Source organism: Effusibacillus sp. SKA8, assembly GCF_058273125.1.
In genome coordinates, this window is the sequence record NZ_JBZCSF010000004.1 from 36,893 (window position 1) to 55,303 (window position 18,411).

Below are 18,411 nucleotides of genomic sequence, written 5' to 3' on the forward strand. Positions count from 1 at the left end.
GAAAGAGCGTGAGAGGAATTATACTTGCGGGCGGCAAGGGCACCAGGTTGTATCCGCTGACGAAGGTTTGCAATAAACATCTGTTGCCGGTCGGCCCCTTTCCCATGATTTATTTTCCCATTTTAAAGTTGAGGCAAGCCGGTCTCCGGGACATTCTCATTGTTACCGGCAGGGAAGATGTGGGAGAGTTTGCACGGCTGTTGGGAAACGGCAGCGATTTTCAGGTGAGTCTGACCTACCGGGTGCAGGAGAAGCCGGGCGGCATTGCGGAAGCGTTATTCCTGGGGAAGGATTTTGCCGGAACGTCCCCCTGTGTTGTGCTGTTGGGAGACAATCTCTTTGAGGATGATCTGACTCCGTTTGTCGAACAATTTGTCAAAGGGCATGAAAAAGCGAAACTATTCCTGAAAGAGGTGGACGATCCCCGCGGATTTGGCATAGCCGAGCTGCGGGAGCAGCGAATTGTATCCGTTGAAGAAAAGCCCGGCGAACCGAAATCCCGGTATGCGGTAACCGGTATTTACATGTACAGACCGGAGGTGTTTGACATCATCGCGCTGTTGTCTCCCTCATCCAGAGGAGAACTGGAAATAACGGACGTCAATAATCATTTTATCCGGACCGGAGAGCTTTCCTATGACATTTTACAGGGGTGGTGGGAAGATGCGGGAACTTTGCAGTCTTATTACAAAGTGAATCAATTGCACCACTCATTGAATTTTCTTTCCAACTCAAGGATCAGGTCTTGATAAGAAAATTGGGAAAGTGCCCTCCCTCTGGCTCTGTTGCTCATCTCCCGCCATATGGAGGGATTTTTTAAAAGGTGGATGACGGCGTCCGCGAATGATTGATAGAAATTCGGGTCATGGTCAGGCAATGAGTAAATCAACAAACCGGTTTCGCCGTCACAAACAGTGGTGGAGAGGGCGCCTTGGCTTGTGGCGACGGTCGGAGTTCCGGCAGCTTGGCATTCCATAGACGCCAAACAGAACATTTCGTAAGGTCCGTCACACGGATAAATATGAATCACACTGGTTTTTTGTTCCTCGACCAACCGCCGGCGCGAAATTTTTCCCAGATAATTCACCCCTTCCAATCCTTTGAACAAATCGCGGTAGGTTTCGATTCCGGGCGCAAATCCCCAAAGACTGTAATCCATCGTGATAACCAGGGAAGCATCGGGAATTTGCCGTTTGACAAGGGAATAAATGAGAGGGACGTGCTGCAGCCCCCGTTCCGGCGCGGAACAGAAAATCAGCTTGTTTTTTGTCTTGGGAAGGGGTTCTCTGTACTCGTCCGCCTGAATTCCCAGACGAGCTTCATAAATTTTGGTTTCGTCGATATGAAAAATATTGCGCATCATTTTGGTATGAAACGGACTTACGGTCAGGATCTTATCGAGATAGGGCAGATCTTTTTCCACGCTGTTGTCGCCCGGGTCGATGCACCAGTGAATTTTGCAGGAGGCTTTGACGTAGGGGCAAGGGAAAGCGCAGCGATAACTGATAAATACATCCCACCGTTCGTCCGGATGAAAGGAGCGGTAATGGCGGTACCGTACACCATTGTAAACCCCTTCCCGGGACGTGCTGTTGAAGATGGTAACGTCATGGCGTTTTGCAAACTCGCGGGAAATCCGGATGAGGGCTAGTTGGGAACCTCCGACTCCCCTGGTTTCAAGATCGCTGTCATTCCAATCAAATGAAGAATCGTAATAAAATGCGATTTTCATATCGACCACTTTCCCTGAATGATGTTTCTAACATTTTATGTGGGAAGCCAGTACGCTTTGACCTTCCCATCAAGGTGATCACGACATGAAATTGCAAAAGAAGCCTGACCCTCAGCCTTTGGTCAGTGTGATCATACCGACGCTGAACGGTTCGGAATTGGTTGCAGGCTGCATTTCCAGTTTTATTCAAACGGTCCGTCATGTTCCTTGTGAATGGATCGTGGTGGATGACGGAAGCGGACAGGAAGAAAGGGAAAAAATCAGGAATCTCGCTTTCCTGTACGGTTTTAAGCTGATCGAAATGCCGTCGCGCAACAGTTATGCAAAAGCGGTGAATGCGGGGTTGAAGGTTGCGGCGGGAAAATATGTGTTGCTTCTGAACAACGATGTTGTTTTTCAACAGCCGGGTTGGCTGCAGCGCATGCTAAAAACGGCGGAAGCCGCCTGGAATATCGGGATAGTGGGCTGCCGATTGCTTTATCCGGACGGGACGATCCAGCATGCCGGCGGCATTTTGCTGCCGGGGGAACGCTATGAGCACTTATACAGGGGGCAGCAAGGCGATTATCCGAAAGCCCGTCTTATCTACGACGCAACGGCTGTCACCGGCGCCCTGATGCTGATCAAAAGGGAGGTGCTTGCGGATGTCGGTTTTCTGTGTGAAGATTATCTCCTGTCTTATGAGGATGTGGATTTTTGTCTGCGGGCCCGGCAGGCGGGCTGGCGGGTGGTGTATTGCGGAACGGCGGCTGCCGTACATGACGAAGGATCAACCAGGGGGAGACATAGGGAAGACAAGCCGGATGAATGGTATGAAGAGGAGTTGCGGTCGCACGTTACATTTTGGACGCGGTGGAAGAATTATGCGTCGGTCCGTCCGCTGCGGAATCTCGCCCTGATCTTTGTCCTGAGCAAACGATGTTATCTTCCGCCCGCGCAAAAAATCGTAAATCTGATGGCCGGCTTGCGGGAACACGGCTGTCAAATTTACCTGGAAAAGGTGGATGAGCTCAATCCTGCTGTTGTGTCGTTTTTGGAAAATCTGAAAAGCGCCGGGCACGGAGCGATTTTTACCAATGATGAGGAAATCGCTTGGGAACTGACAAAAAATCGGTCGATTTTTCTGCCGGTTATTCGGATTGACGAAAATCGTTGGAAACACCCTCCCGATCCGCAAAATGTCCATACATGGATCAACAGAGCCTCCCAACATGGCGGAAAACCCAAATAATCGCTGTTCCATAACAAATTCCGCCAACTCAGCATAGTGTAAACTTGAACGTTCGGCGAATCGGAGAGAAAGGAGGCTGTCGTTTTTGCCAAACCGTCCTCGGGTCAGTGCCATGTATTATGTAAAAAATGAGGAGGAATTTGCCCCGTATTCGATCCTTTCGATTTATAACGCGGTGGATGAAATCGTGGTCGTTGACAACGGTTCGACGGATCAAACCCGCGAACGGTTGAGCGTATTCGACAAAGTGCGCTGGTTTGAGAACACAACGGAAGATTTTTCGGGATTGGGCAATTTTGCTCTTTCCAGGTGCCAGGGAGACTGGATTTTATATATGGGCGGAGATGAAGTTTTTTATCGGGACATCGAAGAGGTTCTCCCTGTTCTTGTGGAATACGATCGGATTGACGGATACACCTGCCGGTTTTTTAATCTGATGCTGGGTTGGGGCCATATGCAGAATGTGGATGAACACGACAGCCGTTTTCAACGGATCTTTCTCTTTCAAAACCGGCCGGAAGTCCGTTTTGTCAATCCCTTGCACGAATCGTTGACAGGGATAGGTTCCGTCATTGCCGATTCCGGCCTGCATTATGTTCATTACGGGTATGCCAAACCGCTGCCGTTTATCATGGATAAGCTGCAGCAATACGCTCGAAGAATGGGAGAACCCTACTACTACCAGGGCAGAACGGAAAAACACCTGCTGGAGCAGGCGGAAAGAAGGCCTTTTCGCTACAGGCATCCCCAGGTGATCGAAGAATATATCGAACAAAAAGGATACAAAGGGGAGAGAACGAAACCCCCTGTTGACATAAAGAGTTTGAGAAATCGTCTGGATTCGGTTGCCTCCTCCAAAGCTGCGGCATCCGAAGCGAAAGCGGAAAAGCGGGCAAGATCTCTGGAAATCGCATGTCTGCCCAATTGTATCAGTCTCGGTTTTGAACATATGGACATCCGTCCGTTGCCCCATGTGGATATTGTGGGAGACATCCGGAACATTCCGGTGGCGGACAACACGTATGACGAGGTGATTGTGCCCGGCTACCTGATGGAGCATCTGCCCTATCACGATGTCGTCAAGGCTCTCCGGGAATGCTGCAGGATCGTCAAAGAGGGCGGCCACGTGATGGTTCGCGCCTATGACGGGCGGCAAATTGCCACCGCCTATGCCAAAGGGGAGATCAGCAACGAAAGTTTTAACAAACTGATTTTCGGCGATGACCGGGACGGATGGGAAAGGCACCGCTGCATCCTCGACAATGCCGCGCTGTGCGAAATGATGGAAAGAGCCGGTTTGGAAAACGTCGGTCTGGAGTATTACGAACATTGGATGATTCAAATCGGCGGGAAAAAACCGGTGCGAACTTCTTCCAGTCAAGCGGTCCGGCAGGATTTGTTTCTGCCGCAGATCGGGCGGTTTAAAAAGAGGAATACGGAATGAAACTGACATTTATCTGCCCTGCCTTTGACGCTTCCGGCTACGCGGAAGCCGCCCGTTCCATCATTTTCGGACTGCTGGACCGCGGCTATCCGATTCGCGTCCTGCCAAGGGATTGGAGTCAACTCGATGCGGGTTTGCCTTCTCCGCAAAAACAAAAACTGCTGGCGCTCTGCGGTTCCGGGATTTTTCCGGAAGGTCCGGTCATTCAGATCTGCGAAGCGCAGGATTTTCAACCCGTTGCAGGCAGGTTCAACATTGGAATGACCATGCTGGAATGTGACCGTTTACCTGCACGGTGGGTGGAAAAATGCAATCAAATGGATCAAGTCTGGGTTCCGTCGACATTTAACCAAACCACATTTCGAAACAGCGGAGTCCGGCCGGAAAAAATAAAGGTGGTTCCGGTTGGGGTCAACGTGGACCGGTTTCATCCCGCGGTCACGCCCATGACTTTCGGGCAGACCCGGGGACGGTTCGTATTTTTGTCCAACTTTGAATGGGTTCCCCGCAAAGGGTACGATCTTTTGCTACGCGCTTATCTGGAGGAGTTTACCGGAGCGGATCCGGTTGTCCTGGTCGTCAAGACCTATGACGGAAGCCAATTCGATCCGACCGGGGCCAAAATGCATCGCGCGTGGAGTGAAATGGTCGGGATGCTTGGCGTCCGGAACCCCCCGGTGCTGGAACTTCTGACAAGAGGCATGACATATGACGAAATTCCGTCATTGTATCCGGCAGGCGACTGCTATGTCATCCCGACCCGCGGCGAAGGATGGAATCTGCCCGCGCTGGAAGCGATGTCTTCCGGCATCCCGGTGATCACGACCAATTGGTCGGCGCATCTGGATTTTGTAAATGAGGAAAACGGCTATTTGCTGGAAGTGGAAAGACTGGAACCCATTCTGAAGTATGGAATTCCAAACGACGAGATTTACAGCGGCGCGCGATGGGCGGTTCCCTCTTTGGCCGATATCCGGAAACGGATGCGGCATGCGGTTGAACATCCCGCGGAAATAAAAGAGAAAGGGAAATTGGCAAGAGAACATGCCGTGCGTTATTGGAGCACCGCCAAAATGATCGAGCGAATCGTTGCCCTGTTGGGTTTTGTGGAGGGGAAACCGGCATGGTAAACATCGGAATGGTCATCCCCACCTGGGGAAAACAATGTGGAGTCGCCGATTATACCAGGCAACTGATCGATCATATCGCCAGTAAACAAATCCAAGTTCAAATTTATGCGGACCTAAATGCGGACCTTCTGTCCGCAATCGAGAACGATTCGATCGACCTCGTGCACTTTCAATACGAATATTCGATTTATGATTTCACCGCTTTATATCACATCATGACCGGCTTGATCCAACTGCGAATTCCCATCATTACCACCCTGCATTCCTGGAGCGGCAACCTGATTTCCCACAATTTATTGATTGCCGCCAGAAGTTCCGGCATCATTGTTCATTCCAACGAGGTAAAAAAACTGTGCGTCCAGCAAGGTTACCCCCCGGAAAAAGTGGTTGTCATGCCGATCGGCTGCAGTTCGTTCCCCCTTCAGGCAAAAGAAAAAACAAGAAAGCTGTTTGACATGAAAGGGTATCCTTGCATCGGATTTTTTGGGTTTCCGTTCCCCCACAAAGGAATCCGCAATCTGATGGACGCCCTGAATCAGATCAAGGTCTATTTTCCCGAAATCAAAGGCTATTTTTTCACCCATTATCCCGATTACCTCAATGAAGATCATCCTTATTACTCTTTCTTCCGGGAACTGCAGTCCCTATTTGATCAAAACGACCATTTCATCTGGTGCAAAGAATTTCTGCCGGAACCCGCCATCGTCAATTTGCTGCATTGCATGGATGTGAACGTGCTTCCTTATGCGGATCACAGTCAAAAAGGGATATCCGCAGCCGTCAGGCTGATGCTGGCTGCCAGGAGACCGGTTATTACAACCGATTATTTGTATTTTTCAGATTTGAAGGATGAGGTGTACAAGATTCCGGACGCCGAAAGCGGGACAATTGCCGGTGCGCTGTGTCGGGTTCTCTTGGACAGCACTCTGCAGGAGCGATTGATTGCAAACGGGGATTTGTTTCTTCGGACCAGCAGTTGGGACCGCATCAGCTGCAGTTATCGTGAACTTTACCGGAAATTCGCGTCGACAAGAGAAGGAAAGGAGAACACGCCTTGACAAGAGCCTTGATCACCGGAATCACCGGATTTGCCGGAAGCCATCTTGCCGAATGGATTTTACGGAACAAAAAAGACGTGGAAGTCTATGGCACGTATCGCCTGCGGAGCCGGATGGAGAATCTCGAAGGGATTCGAAACGATATCTGTTTGGTGGAATGCGAATTAAAAGATCCCCACTCTGTCGACGAAATGATCAAAACGGTCAAACCGGACTTCATTTTTCATCTGGCCGCCCAGAGTTTTGTGCCCACGTCATGGAATTCGCCGGCCGAGACGCTGTTGGTCAATCAAATCGGGCAGGTGAACCTGTTTGAAGCCGTTCTGAAGCACGGTCTCGATTGCGCCGTTCAAATCGCCTGTTCCAGCGAGGAATACGGTCAAGTCGATCCCGCCGAAGTTCCGATCAGGGAAGAGAATCCCCTGCGCCCGTTAAGCCCTTACGCGGTGAGCAAGGTGGGACAGGATTATCTGGCTTATCAGTATCACCGAAGTTACGGCCTCAAAGCAATCCGCACCCGTACGTTCAACCACACCGGTCCCCGCCGGGGAGAAGCGTTTGTCACTTCCAATTTTGCGAAGCAAATTGCGGAAATCGAAAAGGGGATCAAACCTCCTGTTTTGTATGTGGGAAATTTGCGGGCGAAACGGGATTTTACCGATGTCAGGGATGTGGCAAGAGCCTACTGGCTGGCTGTGGAAAAGGGGATTCCCGGCGAAGTGTACAATATTGCTTCCGGTGTTGCGTATACCATTGAAGAAATGCTGAATAAACTGCTCCAACTCAGTCGGGTGCAGATTGAAATTCAACAAGACCCCGGCAGAATGAGACCTTCGGATGTGGAGATTCTGTTGGGGGACTATGAGAAGTTTCACCGCCAAACCGGGTGGCGGCCGCAAATTCCTTTTGAGCAAACGTTGCGGGATCTGCTCGATTATTGGCGCGCCAAAGTATGCGGGTGATCTCCGTGCAGATTCGGAAAGTGCTGCTGGTCAGTCATGACGCTCATCCGCAAATGGTATCCGGTTCGGAAAAAGCTTTGCTGACGGTTGGTTCGGCCTGTCAGGCCCTGCAGGTGCGGGTGGGGTGGATCAGTCCGAAACCGGGTTTGTCCCTTGACAGAGCGATGCGGATGGGAATGGACGCAAAAGTGGTGCCTTTTCCTTTATTATGGAGCCTCATCCATGATCCGAACCGCCTGGCGGCAGAGTTGAATTTGCTTCGACAAGCGGCGGAAGACGGCCAGCTCGATCGGGCGATTGCGGAATATTCCCCCGATTTGATCGTATCCAACAGCGCCATTAATGGGCTGCCGGCGATGATTGCGCAGAAAAGAAAGCTGCCCGTCTGGTGGTATATTCACGAAGTCATTCCCAACTCTGACGGAATCGGAGGATTCTTGTCAATCCTCCGTTATGCGGATCGGATACTGGTCCCGTCGCAAGCCGCCAAGAAGTCAATCTCTCGGGAAAACGGGGCCCCGGGTTCGCCTGAGCTGCTTCCTTATGGAGTTGAGATTCCTTCCGATTCCCTTGTTGCGGGAAACAGGCAAGCAGCCCGCTGTCAGAACGGCTGGACAGACAACCATGTTGTTGTCGGGTGGTTCGGATCGATCTATCACGGGAAAGGATTGCTGGAATTGATCAGGGCTGCCGCCGATCTCAGACCTGAAGGCAAAGCTGCCGTTCTGTTGGCGGCGGGCAATGTGGTAGACCCCGGGTATTTTCATGTTTGCCGGGAAGAAGCGGAACGGATTGGCTCGGTAGAGTTCCGTTACCTGGGCGTGCTTCCCCGGATCGAAGAGATTCTTCCCGCCGCAGATCTGGTGGCTGTTCCCAGTCTTGTGGAAGAAGCTTTTCCCAATGTGGCGCTTGAAGCCATGGCGTTTGGCAAAAGTGTGGTTGCCTACGAGTCGGGCGGTTTGCGGGAAATGGTGGTGCATGGGGAAACGGGGTTGTTGACTGCCAAAGGAGATATTGTTGCATTGGCTTCTTCAATCCGGGATCTGGTCGGAGATTCCGCAAAAAGAGAAGAGATGGGGAGGAAGGGACGGGAACGTGCCGCCATGTGGTACGGTATGGAGTTATTTAAGACCCGGATCAAAAAAATGATCCGGCAGTCGGCAAATGACCAGAGCCGGGATAGGAGTGATTGAGGATTCATGAATGTCCCTCTGATCGATTTAAAGGCACAATTCAACAGGATTCAAACCGAAGTTGCGGAAGCCGTTCAGGAAGTTCTGCGAAAAGGTCAATATATACTTGGCGAACAGGTCCGGATGTTTGAAGAAGAGGTTGGCGGGTATCTCGGGACAACGGAAGGCATTGCGGTGGGGAGCGGCAGCGATGCGTTGTATCTGGCGCTGAAAGCCTTTGATATCGGCCCGGGAGACGAAGTGATCACGACCCCGTTTTCGTTTGTGGCCACCGGCGATGCCATTTTGCGCGCCGGCGCAAAGCCGGTTTTTGCCGATATAGACTTGGATACCTGCAATCTGGACCCGGATCGGATTGCGGAACGGATTACCCCGCGAACCAAGGCGATCATACCGGTTCATCTGTATGGCCAGTGCGCGCGGATGGACCGGATCATGAGGATTGCCAAGCGACATTCCCTGATTGTCATAGAAGATGCCTGCCAGGCTTTTGGCGCCGGCTGTCTGGGGAAAAAGGCCGGAACCTTGGGAGATGCCGGCTGTTTTTCCTTTTTTCCGACCAAAAATCTGGGAGGATGCGGGGATGGAGGGATGATCGTTGCCGCAGACAAAAACATTGCCGCCAAATTGCGCATGTTAAGGGCTCACGGCAGCTCTTCCAGATACCACCATGTACTGCAGGGGATCAACAGCCGGCTTGATGAAATCCAGGCAGCCATTCTGCGGGTAAAGCTTCGCCACATCGATCGCTGGAATGGCAGGAGAAGGGAGCTTGCCAGGCAGTATTGTTCGCTTCTCCGGGGGGTTCCTCTGCAACTCCCTTGCGAATTTCCAAACATGCATCACGTCTACCATTTGTTCACGGTGCGAACGTCCGCAAGAGCGGAGCGGGAGGATTTTGTATCCTTTCTGCGCGACCGGGGAATCGAGACGGCGGTCCATTATCCGAAACCCATCTACTTGCAGCCCAGCTACCAACATCTGAATTACCGAAAAGGAACGTGCCCGAACGCGGAACAAGCGTCCGATCAAGTCTGCTCGCTCCCGCTTTATCCCGAAATGACGGAAGAGGCGGTCGGGCGGGTTGCTGCATCCATAGCCGCTTTTTATAAAGGCGGGAGCGGCTCATGACTCTTAAAATAGGTGTCATCGGCACCGGAGCCATGGGAAAAAACCATGTTCGGGCCCTCTCCGGACTGACGGATCGCTGCAGTTTGATCGGAATCTATGATACGGATGCGGAAAAGACGGTTCACATTGCCCGGGAGTTTGCAACACAACCGTTCCCGACGCTGGATCGATTGCTGAGTGCCGTTGATGCCGCAGTCGTAGCGGTTCCCGTCTTTGCCCACTACCAAGTCGCCCGACGATGTTTGGAGCAGGGGGTTCACGTCTTAATCGAGAAGCCGATGACGGCCACTGTCGAACAAGGAGAAAAACTGGGACAACTGGCACGCGATAAAAATCTCAAGTTGCAAGTCGGGCATATTGAATTATTTAATCCGACGATTCGGGTTTTAAAAACGATCATGCAGCAAGAAGAAGTGATCGCGATCGACATTCACCGCTTAAGCCCGTTTGATGAGAGAGTAAAAGATATGGATGTGATCATGGACACCATGATTCACGATCTGTATATCCTTTCTTATCTGGGCGGCCCCGATCCGGTGTCGTGCACGGCTTATGGAAGAGCGCTGCATGGGCATCTGAATCATGTGGTGGCCACGTTTCAATATGCAGACGGTCTGCTGGCCACCCTGACCGCCAGTATTGTCACGGAGGAAAAAGTGAGAACGATCGATGTCGTAACGAAGCACGCCTATATACGGGCCGATTTGATGGACAAAAAGATTTTGATTTCCCGTTCCACCAACTTTTTCCTGTCAAATTCTGACGCGGATTATAAACAGCAAAACATTCTGGAAAAGGTGATCGTTCCCCCTTACGAGCCCTTGAAGGAACAATTGATTCATTTTATCGACTGCGTATGTTTCAATAAAACCCCGCTTGTCACGGCAAAAGAAGGATTGGATACCCTGCGGATGGCGGAGGCAGTGAAACAAAACATCGTCAATTACCGTGAGGCAGGTAAGAAACAATGAGACCGGGAGTTCGGATTCACATGAGCGCGGAAGTGTCCCCGCAGGCAACGATTGGAGAAAACACGCTTGTCTGGAATCAGGTTCAGATCAGAGAAGGAGCCACAATCGGTTCTGACTGTATTATTGGGAAAGACGTGTATATTGACCGGGGGGTACGAATCGGGAATCGCTGCAAAATTCAAAACGGGGTTTCCGTTTTCAGTGGGGTGGAAATTGAAGATGACGTGTTTCTGGGACCTCACATGACGTTTACCAATGACTTGGTCCCCAGAGCATTTAATCAGGATTGGGAAATCACCCCGACCCGGGTGAAAAAGGGAGCCTCGATCGGAGCCAATGCCACGATTGTCTGCGGCATCACCATTGGAGAATACGCGATGGTGGGAGCGGGCGCGGTTGTTACCAAGGATGTGGAACCCTATGCGCTGATGGCGGGAAACCCGGCCAGACGGATTGGCTGGGTTTGCCGGTGCGGACACAGATTGGCCGCCGATTTGACATGTCCTGCCTGCAAAACGGACTACCGGCACCTTCACAACTTCTTCATAAGTAGCAAATAAGTTTTTCATGTTTTTCGTCTATCCTTTTCATCAAAGGAGGCGAATGAAAATGAAAAAAATGGTTGTTGGATTGCTGGCGGCCGGATTGGTGCTTGGAGCGGGAACCGCCGCGGTGTTCGCAGAAGGAAATGGGGATGGGGAAGGAACGATCAACTTTGGACAGATGCTGCCGTTTATGAAAAAGATGCATCCTGATCTTTCCGAACAACAATTGAAAGATATGTATAACTCTTGTCATGGTACGGGTGGGGCAGCACCGGGCAAAAACTTTCAACCCATGAATCCTCAAATGACCCCGAAAGCATGATGAATCTATAAGGCAATCACCATGGAACCTCCCTGGATTGGGGGGTTTTTATTTTCAATTCTCTTCAGTAAATCTTCACAATGATGCGATAATCTTGATATAGCCAATTGGCCGATACCGGACATAAAGGGTGAGACAATTGACAGCTCCCAAAATTCTTGTGGTGGACGATGAGCCAACTATCTTAAGCGTGATTCAGGCATATCTTGAAAAAAACGGGTATGTTGTATATGTGGCTGAAACGGGAACAGCGGCGCTTCAACTTTTTGAAAACTTACAACCGGACCTTTTGGTGTTAGACTTAATGCTTCCGGATATCACCGGAGAGGAAATTTGCCGTACCGTTCGCAGAACATCCAACGTTCCCATCTTAATGCTAACCGCTAAAAGCAAAGAAGACGATAAAGTAAACGGATTGCTCATTGGAGCCGATGATTATTTAACAAAACCTTTCAGCCCAAGAGAATTGACGGCGCGGATTGTCAGTCTGCTTCGTCGTTCACAAGTAACCGGGGGATTCGAACAGAAGGTTTTACGGTTTCGAAACGGCCGGTTAAAGATTGATTTGGAACATCATGAAGTCTTTCATGAAGAAAAACCTGTTTATTTGACACCGATTGAGTTTAAGTTGTTGGTTACTTTAGCCAAACATCCAAAACGTGTTTTTAGCCGGGTGGAACTGATCAATCAAATACAGGGTTACACATTTGAAGGGTACGAACGGACTGTCGATGTACACATAAAGAATCTGCGGCAAAAAATCGGCGATGATCCCAAACATCCCTCCTACATTGCCACTGTATTTGGCGTAGGATACAAGTTCCAGGTGACGGAAGATGAATAACGGAATTCAAAAAAAACTGCTGCTTTCGTTTCTTGGCGTGGCGTTGATTTCCCTTTTGACGATCACTCTTTTAGTAAACGTGGCAGTGTCTTACTCCTTTACCAAGTATCTCGACAATCAACGTAAAGAAGAAACGGATGTTCTGGTGAATGAGTTGGTTTCTTCCTATGAACCGGGAGCCAATTGGGCCCCAAGTTCCCTGATGGGGATTTCTCATTATGCGATGATGCGAAATTTGACGATTCGTTTGTTTGACCAGAACAATCGTTTGATTTGGGATACTTCAAACATGATGGGCCGCCAACTGCCTCAGGGTAATGGCGTTGTCCCAAGTCAAGGTGGCAGTGCGGCGCTTTCTGTTCCCCTGATGAAAGAACAACAAAAAATTGGCGTTCTGGAGGTTCAATCCACCGACAATCATATTCAAACGCAGAAACGACAGTTTACAGATCTTTTCAATAATCTGTTATGGATTGCTCTGGGAATGGTCTTAACCGGGGTTTACTTTTTCAGCCGCTATATTTCCAACGGAATCAGCGCTCCTCTTATCCGCATCAGGGAGGCTGCCATTAAAATGCAAAAGGGAGACTTGTCTCAACGTGTGAATAGCAGTCAAACCCCTGACGAGATTTCAGAAGTCGGAACTGCATTAAACCGCCTTGCCGAATCTCTTCAAGAGCAAGAACGTCTGCGTAGACATCTTACTGCGGATATTGCGCATGAGCTGCGCACTCCGTTGGCCACCGTCCGAAGTCATATCGAGGCATTTCAAGATGGGATCTGGGAACCGACACCCGACAAGTTGGAAATCTGTCACGAACAAGTCATGCAACTGATTCGCCTGATCAATGATTTGGAAAATTTGGCCGATGTCGAAAATCCAATGTTGAAATTAAACAAAGAGCCACTTGATCTCATTCAAGTGATCAAGGAAGCAGCAAATTCGGTTGAGGGATTATGGACCGAAAAACAGATTCAACTGAACTTGCCGGCAAATGGTCCGGTTATCGTATACGGGGATTATCATCGTTTGCTTCAGGTGTTTGTCAACTTATTGAATAACGCCTACAAATATACGGGTGAAGCGGGACACATTACCGTCACCGTGAATGATAAGCCTAATCAGGTTGTGGCGGAAGTAAATGATACGGGAATGGGGATTGCACCGGAAGAGATCCCGTTTATATTTGAACGATTTTATCGAGGAGAAAAGTCCCGAAATCGTAAAACAGGGGGAGCCGGTATAGGGCTTACAATCGCAAAAGCAATTGTTGAGGCGCATGGAGGAATCGTATCCGTAAAAAGTGAACTGGGTCATGGGGCGGTTTTTTCCGTTCGATTGCCCAAATAATCTTTAGTCTCTTCTGTTCTTCAGATCCTCTAAACAAGTTCTTCATAACTTTCTGTTACTCTATAGACAGGAAAGGAGTGAGCACAACATGATGATGGGCTACGGTTGGGGGATGGACTGGGTCGGTATGCTGATTCAATTGTTGATTATTGCGGGGGTTATCTATTTCCTGGTGAGCTTGCTGAAAAAAGATCGCTTGATTGCCCAAAATAGTAAAGACAATGCGGAAACCATCCTGCGGGAACGGTTTGCACGAGGTGAAATCACACAGGAAGAATACGAACATATGCGGGAAGTCTTAAGAAAGTGAACAATAACGGTAACCATTCGGTGGTGCTTGTTAAAGCACCACCCTTTTTGTGTGCGCCCGGCATGGGCGTTGTCTAAATCAGCACCCCGCGGGACATACTCCGGGCACGCAGACACAGGGGGGGAGACCTGACGGAACAGCAGAAACAAGAGATTCTGACAACCCACAAATTGCGAAGTCTACCGGCGCTGACAGCCACAGATGTCATCCATCCCACCGGTCAGGTCCGGGAGTACAAATTAGAGGCGAAGCCCGCCCGCTGGGAAGTGGTCTCCGGTGTGCAAACAGACGCTTACACTTTTAACGGAACGGTACCCGGTCCAACGATTCGTGCCAGGGAAGGGGGTACCATTCGAGTCGTGTTAAAAAACAGCTTGCCGGAAGAGACGGCGATTCACTGGCACGGATTGCATGTTCCGAATAAGACGGACGGTGTGCCCTCGTTTACGCAACACGCGATCAAGCCTGGGGAGACATTTACATATGAATTTATTGCCAATCATGCGGGGACCTATATGTATCATTCCCACTTTAACAGCATTGCACAGATCGACAGGGGGTTGTACGGACTTCTGGTTATCGATCCGCAGAACGAGAATCAGCCATTGAAGCATAACCGGGAATACACGATGTTGTTCGGAGGATGGGACATCCCTGGCCAAAAGGTCGATCAAAAAAGGAGGGACAACAAGGAGGAGGGCATGACGGGATGTCTGGCATGTCCAAAGGACAGCCCGACCCTCTCAAAAAGAAAGGCGATATACGCAGCATGATGGAACAGGGGATGAAGAACAAAGACCAACAGAAAGAACCGCATGGCGGAACGAATATGACAACCCCTCAACCTGGTGACAATGCAGGCAGTTCTGTCATGGGAATGAATTACAATTATTGGACGATAAACGGTAAATCGTTCCCGGATACGGCTCCTTTGGAGGTGAAATACAGCGAACTGGTTCGAGTGCGTCTCGCCAATATCAGCAACGGTATTCATCCCATGCATCTTCACGGCCATGACTTCCGGATCATTGCGAAGGACGGGCATCCGTTACCCACGCCGCAAATTATGAACACTGTTACGGTAAACCCCGACGAAACTTATGATATTGATTTTGTTGCGGACAATCCGGGAGATTGGGTATTTCACTGCCATGAACTCCATCACACGACTAATGCCGACGTGGAACCAGGCGGGCTTATGGTTGTGGTGAAATACGTTAAATAAAGATGGGTCAGCCAAGTCGGCCTATACCGGGTAATGGCAGTTTGAACATCTTCTGCGTGCACCTGCACAGGATGTTCTTTTTTTGTTGTCTTCATTGAAACTACACATTTTTGTTTTATTTTGATTCTTAGGGAAGAGCGGCAATGGAGAACGAGGACTGGCAACAATATGCAGGAGGAAGTGGATATGAAAAAAGGGATTTCATTAATCATGGTTGCAGTTTTGGCTGCGGGGCTTCTCACCGCATGTTCGAGCAAAGAGAATCAAAACATGAACGACAAGAACATGAACGACAAGAACATGCCGGGCATGGACCACAGCAAGATGCAAAATAACGACAAAAAATAAGAATAAGACAATAGTTTTTTGGCCCACACCCATGTGTGGGTTTTTCACTCAATCATTTCTGGGGGATTGGACATGAAGTGGACCGATTTCTATGTATGGTACTCCCAGTTTGCAAATTCGCTTGCGGAACCAATTTATCAGTTGTCCAGGGGAATCAACATTCCAGTTCTTGTTGCGCTATTGTTGGGGTTGGCGGGTGCAACAGCCCCGTGCCAGATCTCTGCTAACGTGGGGGCCTTCGGGTATGTTGCACGATATGCGGGAAATGGAGAAGCAACACTCAACCAGGCGCTTGGCTTTGTGGCTGGTAAGGTCTTGGCGTATTCACTCATTGGAGGAACCGTGATTTTCCTTGGCACACAAATGGAAGCGATATCCCAAAATTTAATCCCGGTCATCAGTTTGATTCGAAAAGGGATGGGGCCAATTTTTATCTTGAGTGGATTGATCATGCTGGGCCTGCTTAAGTTCAGGAAAACCGTGGGTGAAAATGCGAAAGACAAACTGTTGAAATTTGTACCCAAGCAGGGAATTTGGGGGGCTTTCTTATTGGGGATTGTATTTTCCCTTGTTTTTTGCCCGACTTTATTTCTGCTTTTCTTTGGGATGCTGATACCGTTGGGGATTCAGTCAACAGGCGGCATATTTTTTCCGGCGGTATTTGCAGTCGGTACTGCGCTTCCACTCCTCTTCCTGGCTTATTTACTGGCGGTAGGAGGGGATGCGTTGAAGAAAAAATTCGTCAGATACGCAGGCAAAATAAACCGGGTGGTTACCAAGATCGTAGCCGTTGTATTTATTGTGCTTGGACTGAATGACACCATCCTGTACTGGATGTTATAGTGAGGCAAATTCTAAAGAAGGATGGAGAGAGCGTATGCGGGTTGTCCTGTTCGAACTTTGGGGGTTTCCGGTTCGTTCATACGGATTGATTGTGGCCTTGGCGATTTTAATCGGGATCGGCGTGACTTTATATTTTGCCAAACAAAGCGATAAAGACCGGGAACAGGTTGTCAATGTGTCCCTTTTTTCGATTGTCGGCGGGTTGATGGGGGCCCGGCTCTGGGAGGTTTTCTTCTTTCAGCCCGGATATTATTTCAAGAATCCGGCTGAGATTTTTTCCATCTGGCACGGAGGTCTGTCGATCCAGGGCGGCCTTGTCGGCGGCGTTGCGGTAGCCGTCTGGTATATCCGAAAATTTGGCTGGAAGTTCTGGGAAACTGCCGACTTGTTTGCACCCGGTATGGTTTTGGGGCAGGCAGTTGGGCGCGCAGCCTGTTTTCTGAATGGGGATGCCTATGGTTCTCCGACAGGAAGTCCCTTCGGTATCGTATATCCACCTGGTACAGCCGCTTACGAACAATACGGAAGTCAGCCGTTGTGGCCCGCAGAAGTCTGGGAAGGCCAGTGGAATCTGATTGTGTTTGCGCTTTTGCTCATCCTGAAAAATCGGCCACTGTCGCAAGGGACTCTCTTTTTGTCTTATGTTGCCTTGTATTCATTGGGTCGGTTCGCCCTCGAATTTTTAAGAGGCGATACCCCTCGATACTTGTTCGGGTGGACGGCCGCCCAATGGACGAGCGTTGCGGCTGTGCTTGTCACGGTTGTTCTTTTGCTGGTAACAAGAAAAGGAGTTGCCAAGCATGCAACGAGTGCCTGATTTTTTAACCCGGCTCACCGTTTTGTTATCTGCAGCCGTGATTTTCACGTTTGCCATGATTCGGTAACGCCGGTTGGCAACCGGTGAATTAGCCGGCTGAGCGGTGGAGTGAATGATTTTGCGAGGTCCATTGAGAAAGGAGGGCGGGGATTTGAAATCGCAGCAAAAAAGCAAACTCGTTCAGAAGACGGCCCTTGTATTTTCCTGGTTGTCTTGTCTCGCCTGACTGGCGCCCATACTCATTTTGCCGCTCGGTCTGAGCGGTGTCGCGTTTGCAGCCAGTGCGTTTTTCTTTAAATATCAATACCTGTTACTCGGGCTGGCGATCAGTTCACTCGGATTGGCTTATTTCATGGCGTGGAAATCAAAATCGTGGAAAACGAGATCTGGCCTTGTGACATTAGGTTTGTCGACGGCCATGACCATTTTTTCGGTAGCTTATCTTTTGTATGCGAACTATGGATTCTGAGTATCTGGAATCGGATTTTCGCTCGGGAAGGAGGATTCGGATGAAACGTTGGCTGGCAATATTTGCACTGGTGTCGATTCTCATCTCTGCCGCTGTTTTCGCATGGAATCAATTTGCCGGTTCCCGCAATGCGAACACCGGTTCCGGCAAAGGATATTCGGTGATCGCCTCATCTCAGTTGATTTCGATGTTAAACGGCAAGCAGGATCTGAAAATCATCGACCTGCGAGAGCCCTCCCTTTTCAAGAATGGCCATATTCCCGGAGCCGTGAACATCCCATTTGACGAGTTCAAGAACAGAATGAACGAAGTCTCACCCACCAAGCCGGTGGTGTTCGTTTGCCATACAGGTCCGATGGGGGATGTTACCAGTCAAATGATGGTAGAGAAAGGAATCCAAAACGTTTCGAATTTAAAAGGCGGTTTTAAAAGGCGGTATGGCTGCGTGGGACGGTCCCGTAACAAAGTGAGTGAATAAAAGTGAT

The 18,411-nt window shown here is 49.8% G+C and carries 21 protein-coding genes; 20 read left to right on the forward strand and 1 reads right to left on the reverse strand.

The genetic code is table 11. The annotated features are described in order from the left end of the window. Positions 1-8 precede the first annotated feature (8 nt). Positions 9-749 (forward strand): sugar phosphate nucleotidyltransferase, encoded by a 741-nt coding sequence (locus AC4ED1_RS04900; protein ID WP_490936549.1) that lies wholly within the window; start codon positions 9-11, stop codon positions 747-749. On the opposite strand, the gene AC4ED1_RS04905 is transcribed toward AC4ED1_RS04900, so the two are convergent. Then, a complete protein-coding gene (locus AC4ED1_RS04905; protein WP_490936304.1) occupies positions 698-1,732 on the reverse strand; it encodes a glycosyltransferase family 4 protein in 1,035 nt (344 codons plus the stop codon). The two genes, AC4ED1_RS04900 and AC4ED1_RS04905, sit on opposite strands and share 52 nt — an antisense overlap. 85 nt (positions 1,733-1,817) lie before the next feature. Between AC4ED1_RS04905 and AC4ED1_RS04910 the strand changes: the two genes are divergently transcribed. The 19 genes from AC4ED1_RS04910 (at position 1,818) to AC4ED1_RS05000 (ending at position 18,404) form a co-directional block, all read left to right on the forward strand. Further along, complete coding sequence (locus AC4ED1_RS04910; protein WP_490936305.1) at positions 1,818-2,963, forward strand: glycosyltransferase family 2 protein; 1,146 nt, start codon at positions 1,818-1,820, stop codon at positions 2,961-2,963. Between the two features lie 85 nt (positions 2,964-3,048). Next, positions 3,049-4,407, forward strand: a complete 1,359-nt coding sequence (locus tag AC4ED1_RS04915; protein WP_490936306.1) for a glycosyltransferase — start codon at positions 3,049-3,051, stop codon at positions 4,405-4,407. Beyond that, the gene (locus AC4ED1_RS04920; protein ID WP_490936307.1) at positions 4,404-5,537 is read left to right on the forward strand and encodes a glycosyltransferase family 4 protein; all 1,134 of its coding nucleotides are present in this window, start codon (positions 4,404-4,406) and stop codon (positions 5,535-5,537) included. Before AC4ED1_RS04915 ends, AC4ED1_RS04920 begins: the two co-directional genes overlap by 4 nt. Then, on the forward strand, positions 5,531-6,595 hold the full coding sequence (locus AC4ED1_RS04925; protein ID WP_490936308.1) for a glycosyltransferase: 1,065 nt from the start codon (positions 5,531-5,533) through the stop codon (positions 6,593-6,595). The genes AC4ED1_RS04920 and AC4ED1_RS04925 overlap by 7 nt, the downstream gene beginning before the upstream one ends. Beyond that, a complete protein-coding gene (locus tag AC4ED1_RS04930) occupies positions 6,592-7,557 on the forward strand; it encodes a GDP-mannose 4,6-dehydratase (protein ID WP_490936309.1) in 966 nt (321 codons plus the stop codon). The genes AC4ED1_RS04925 and AC4ED1_RS04930 overlap by 4 nt, the downstream gene beginning before the upstream one ends. Before the next feature lie 5 nt (positions 7,558-7,562). Next, the gene (locus AC4ED1_RS04935; RefSeq protein WP_490936310.1) at positions 7,563-8,750 is read left to right on the forward strand and encodes a glycosyltransferase family 4 protein; all 1,188 of its coding nucleotides are present in this window, start codon (positions 7,563-7,565) and stop codon (positions 8,748-8,750) included. A 6-nt stretch (positions 8,751-8,756) separates the two neighbouring features. Next, positions 8,757-9,881 carry a DegT/DnrJ/EryC1/StrS family aminotransferase gene (locus AC4ED1_RS04940; protein WP_490936311.1) on the forward strand — a complete coding sequence of 375 codons (1,125 nt, stop codon included), beginning with the start codon at positions 8,757-8,759 and terminating at the stop codon, positions 9,879-9,881. Then, the gene (locus AC4ED1_RS04945) at positions 9,878-10,852 is read left to right on the forward strand and encodes a Gfo/Idh/MocA family oxidoreductase (protein ID WP_490936312.1); all 975 of its coding nucleotides are present in this window, start codon (positions 9,878-9,880) and stop codon (positions 10,850-10,852) included. Before AC4ED1_RS04940 ends, AC4ED1_RS04945 begins: the two co-directional genes overlap by 4 nt. Then, positions 10,849-11,412, forward strand: a complete 564-nt coding sequence (locus AC4ED1_RS04950; RefSeq protein ID WP_490936313.1) for an acyltransferase — start codon at positions 10,849-10,851, stop codon at positions 11,410-11,412. Before AC4ED1_RS04945 ends, AC4ED1_RS04950 begins: the two co-directional genes overlap by 4 nt. Before the next feature lie 49 nt (positions 11,413-11,461). Then, positions 11,462-11,719: a hypothetical protein gene (locus tag AC4ED1_RS04955; RefSeq protein WP_490936314.1), complete on the forward strand. Its 258-nt coding sequence runs from the start codon at positions 11,462-11,464 to the stop codon at positions 11,717-11,719. Between the two features lie 139 nt (positions 11,720-11,858). Beyond that, complete coding sequence (locus AC4ED1_RS04960) at positions 11,859-12,563, forward strand: response regulator (RefSeq protein WP_490936315.1); 705 nt, start codon at positions 11,859-11,861, stop codon at positions 12,561-12,563. After that, a complete protein-coding gene (locus AC4ED1_RS04965; RefSeq protein ID WP_490936316.1) occupies positions 12,556-13,914 on the forward strand; it encodes a sensor histidine kinase in 1,359 nt (452 codons plus the stop codon). The genes AC4ED1_RS04960 and AC4ED1_RS04965 overlap by 8 nt, the downstream gene beginning before the upstream one ends. Before the next feature lie 88 nt (positions 13,915-14,002). Continuing rightward, the gene (locus tag AC4ED1_RS04970; protein ID WP_490936317.1) at positions 14,003-14,224 is read left to right on the forward strand and encodes an SHOCT domain-containing protein; all 222 of its coding nucleotides are present in this window, start codon (positions 14,003-14,005) and stop codon (positions 14,222-14,224) included. Positions 14,225-14,394: 170 nt separating this feature from the next. After that, entirely contained in the window at positions 14,395-14,997 is a 603-nt protein-coding gene (locus tag AC4ED1_RS04975; RefSeq protein WP_490936318.1) for a multicopper oxidase domain-containing protein, read from the forward strand. Then, complete coding sequence (locus AC4ED1_RS04980; protein WP_490936319.1) at positions 14,934-15,449, forward strand: multicopper oxidase domain-containing protein; 516 nt, start codon at positions 14,934-14,936, stop codon at positions 15,447-15,449. The genes AC4ED1_RS04975 and AC4ED1_RS04980 overlap by 64 nt, the downstream gene beginning before the upstream one ends. A 186-nt stretch (positions 15,450-15,635) precedes the next feature. Beyond that, positions 15,636-15,797 carry a hypothetical protein gene (locus AC4ED1_RS04985; RefSeq protein ID WP_490936320.1) on the forward strand — a complete coding sequence of 54 codons (162 nt, stop codon included), beginning with the start codon at positions 15,636-15,638 and terminating at the stop codon, positions 15,795-15,797. Positions 15,798-15,869: 72 nt separating this feature from the next. Further along, positions 15,870-16,640, forward strand: a complete 771-nt coding sequence (locus AC4ED1_RS04990) for an urease accessory protein UreH domain-containing protein (RefSeq protein ID WP_490936321.1) — start codon at positions 15,870-15,872, stop codon at positions 16,638-16,640. Between the two features lie 34 nt (positions 16,641-16,674). Continuing rightward, on the forward strand, positions 16,675-17,457 hold the full coding sequence (lgt, locus tag AC4ED1_RS04995) for a prolipoprotein diacylglyceryl transferase (protein ID WP_490936322.1): 783 nt from the start codon (positions 16,675-16,677) through the stop codon (positions 17,455-17,457). 509 nt (positions 17,458-17,966) lie between these two features. Then, complete coding sequence (locus AC4ED1_RS05000) at positions 17,967-18,404, forward strand: rhodanese-like domain-containing protein (RefSeq protein ID WP_490936323.1); 438 nt, start codon at positions 17,967-17,969, stop codon at positions 18,402-18,404. Positions 18,405-18,411 lie beyond the last annotated feature (7 nt).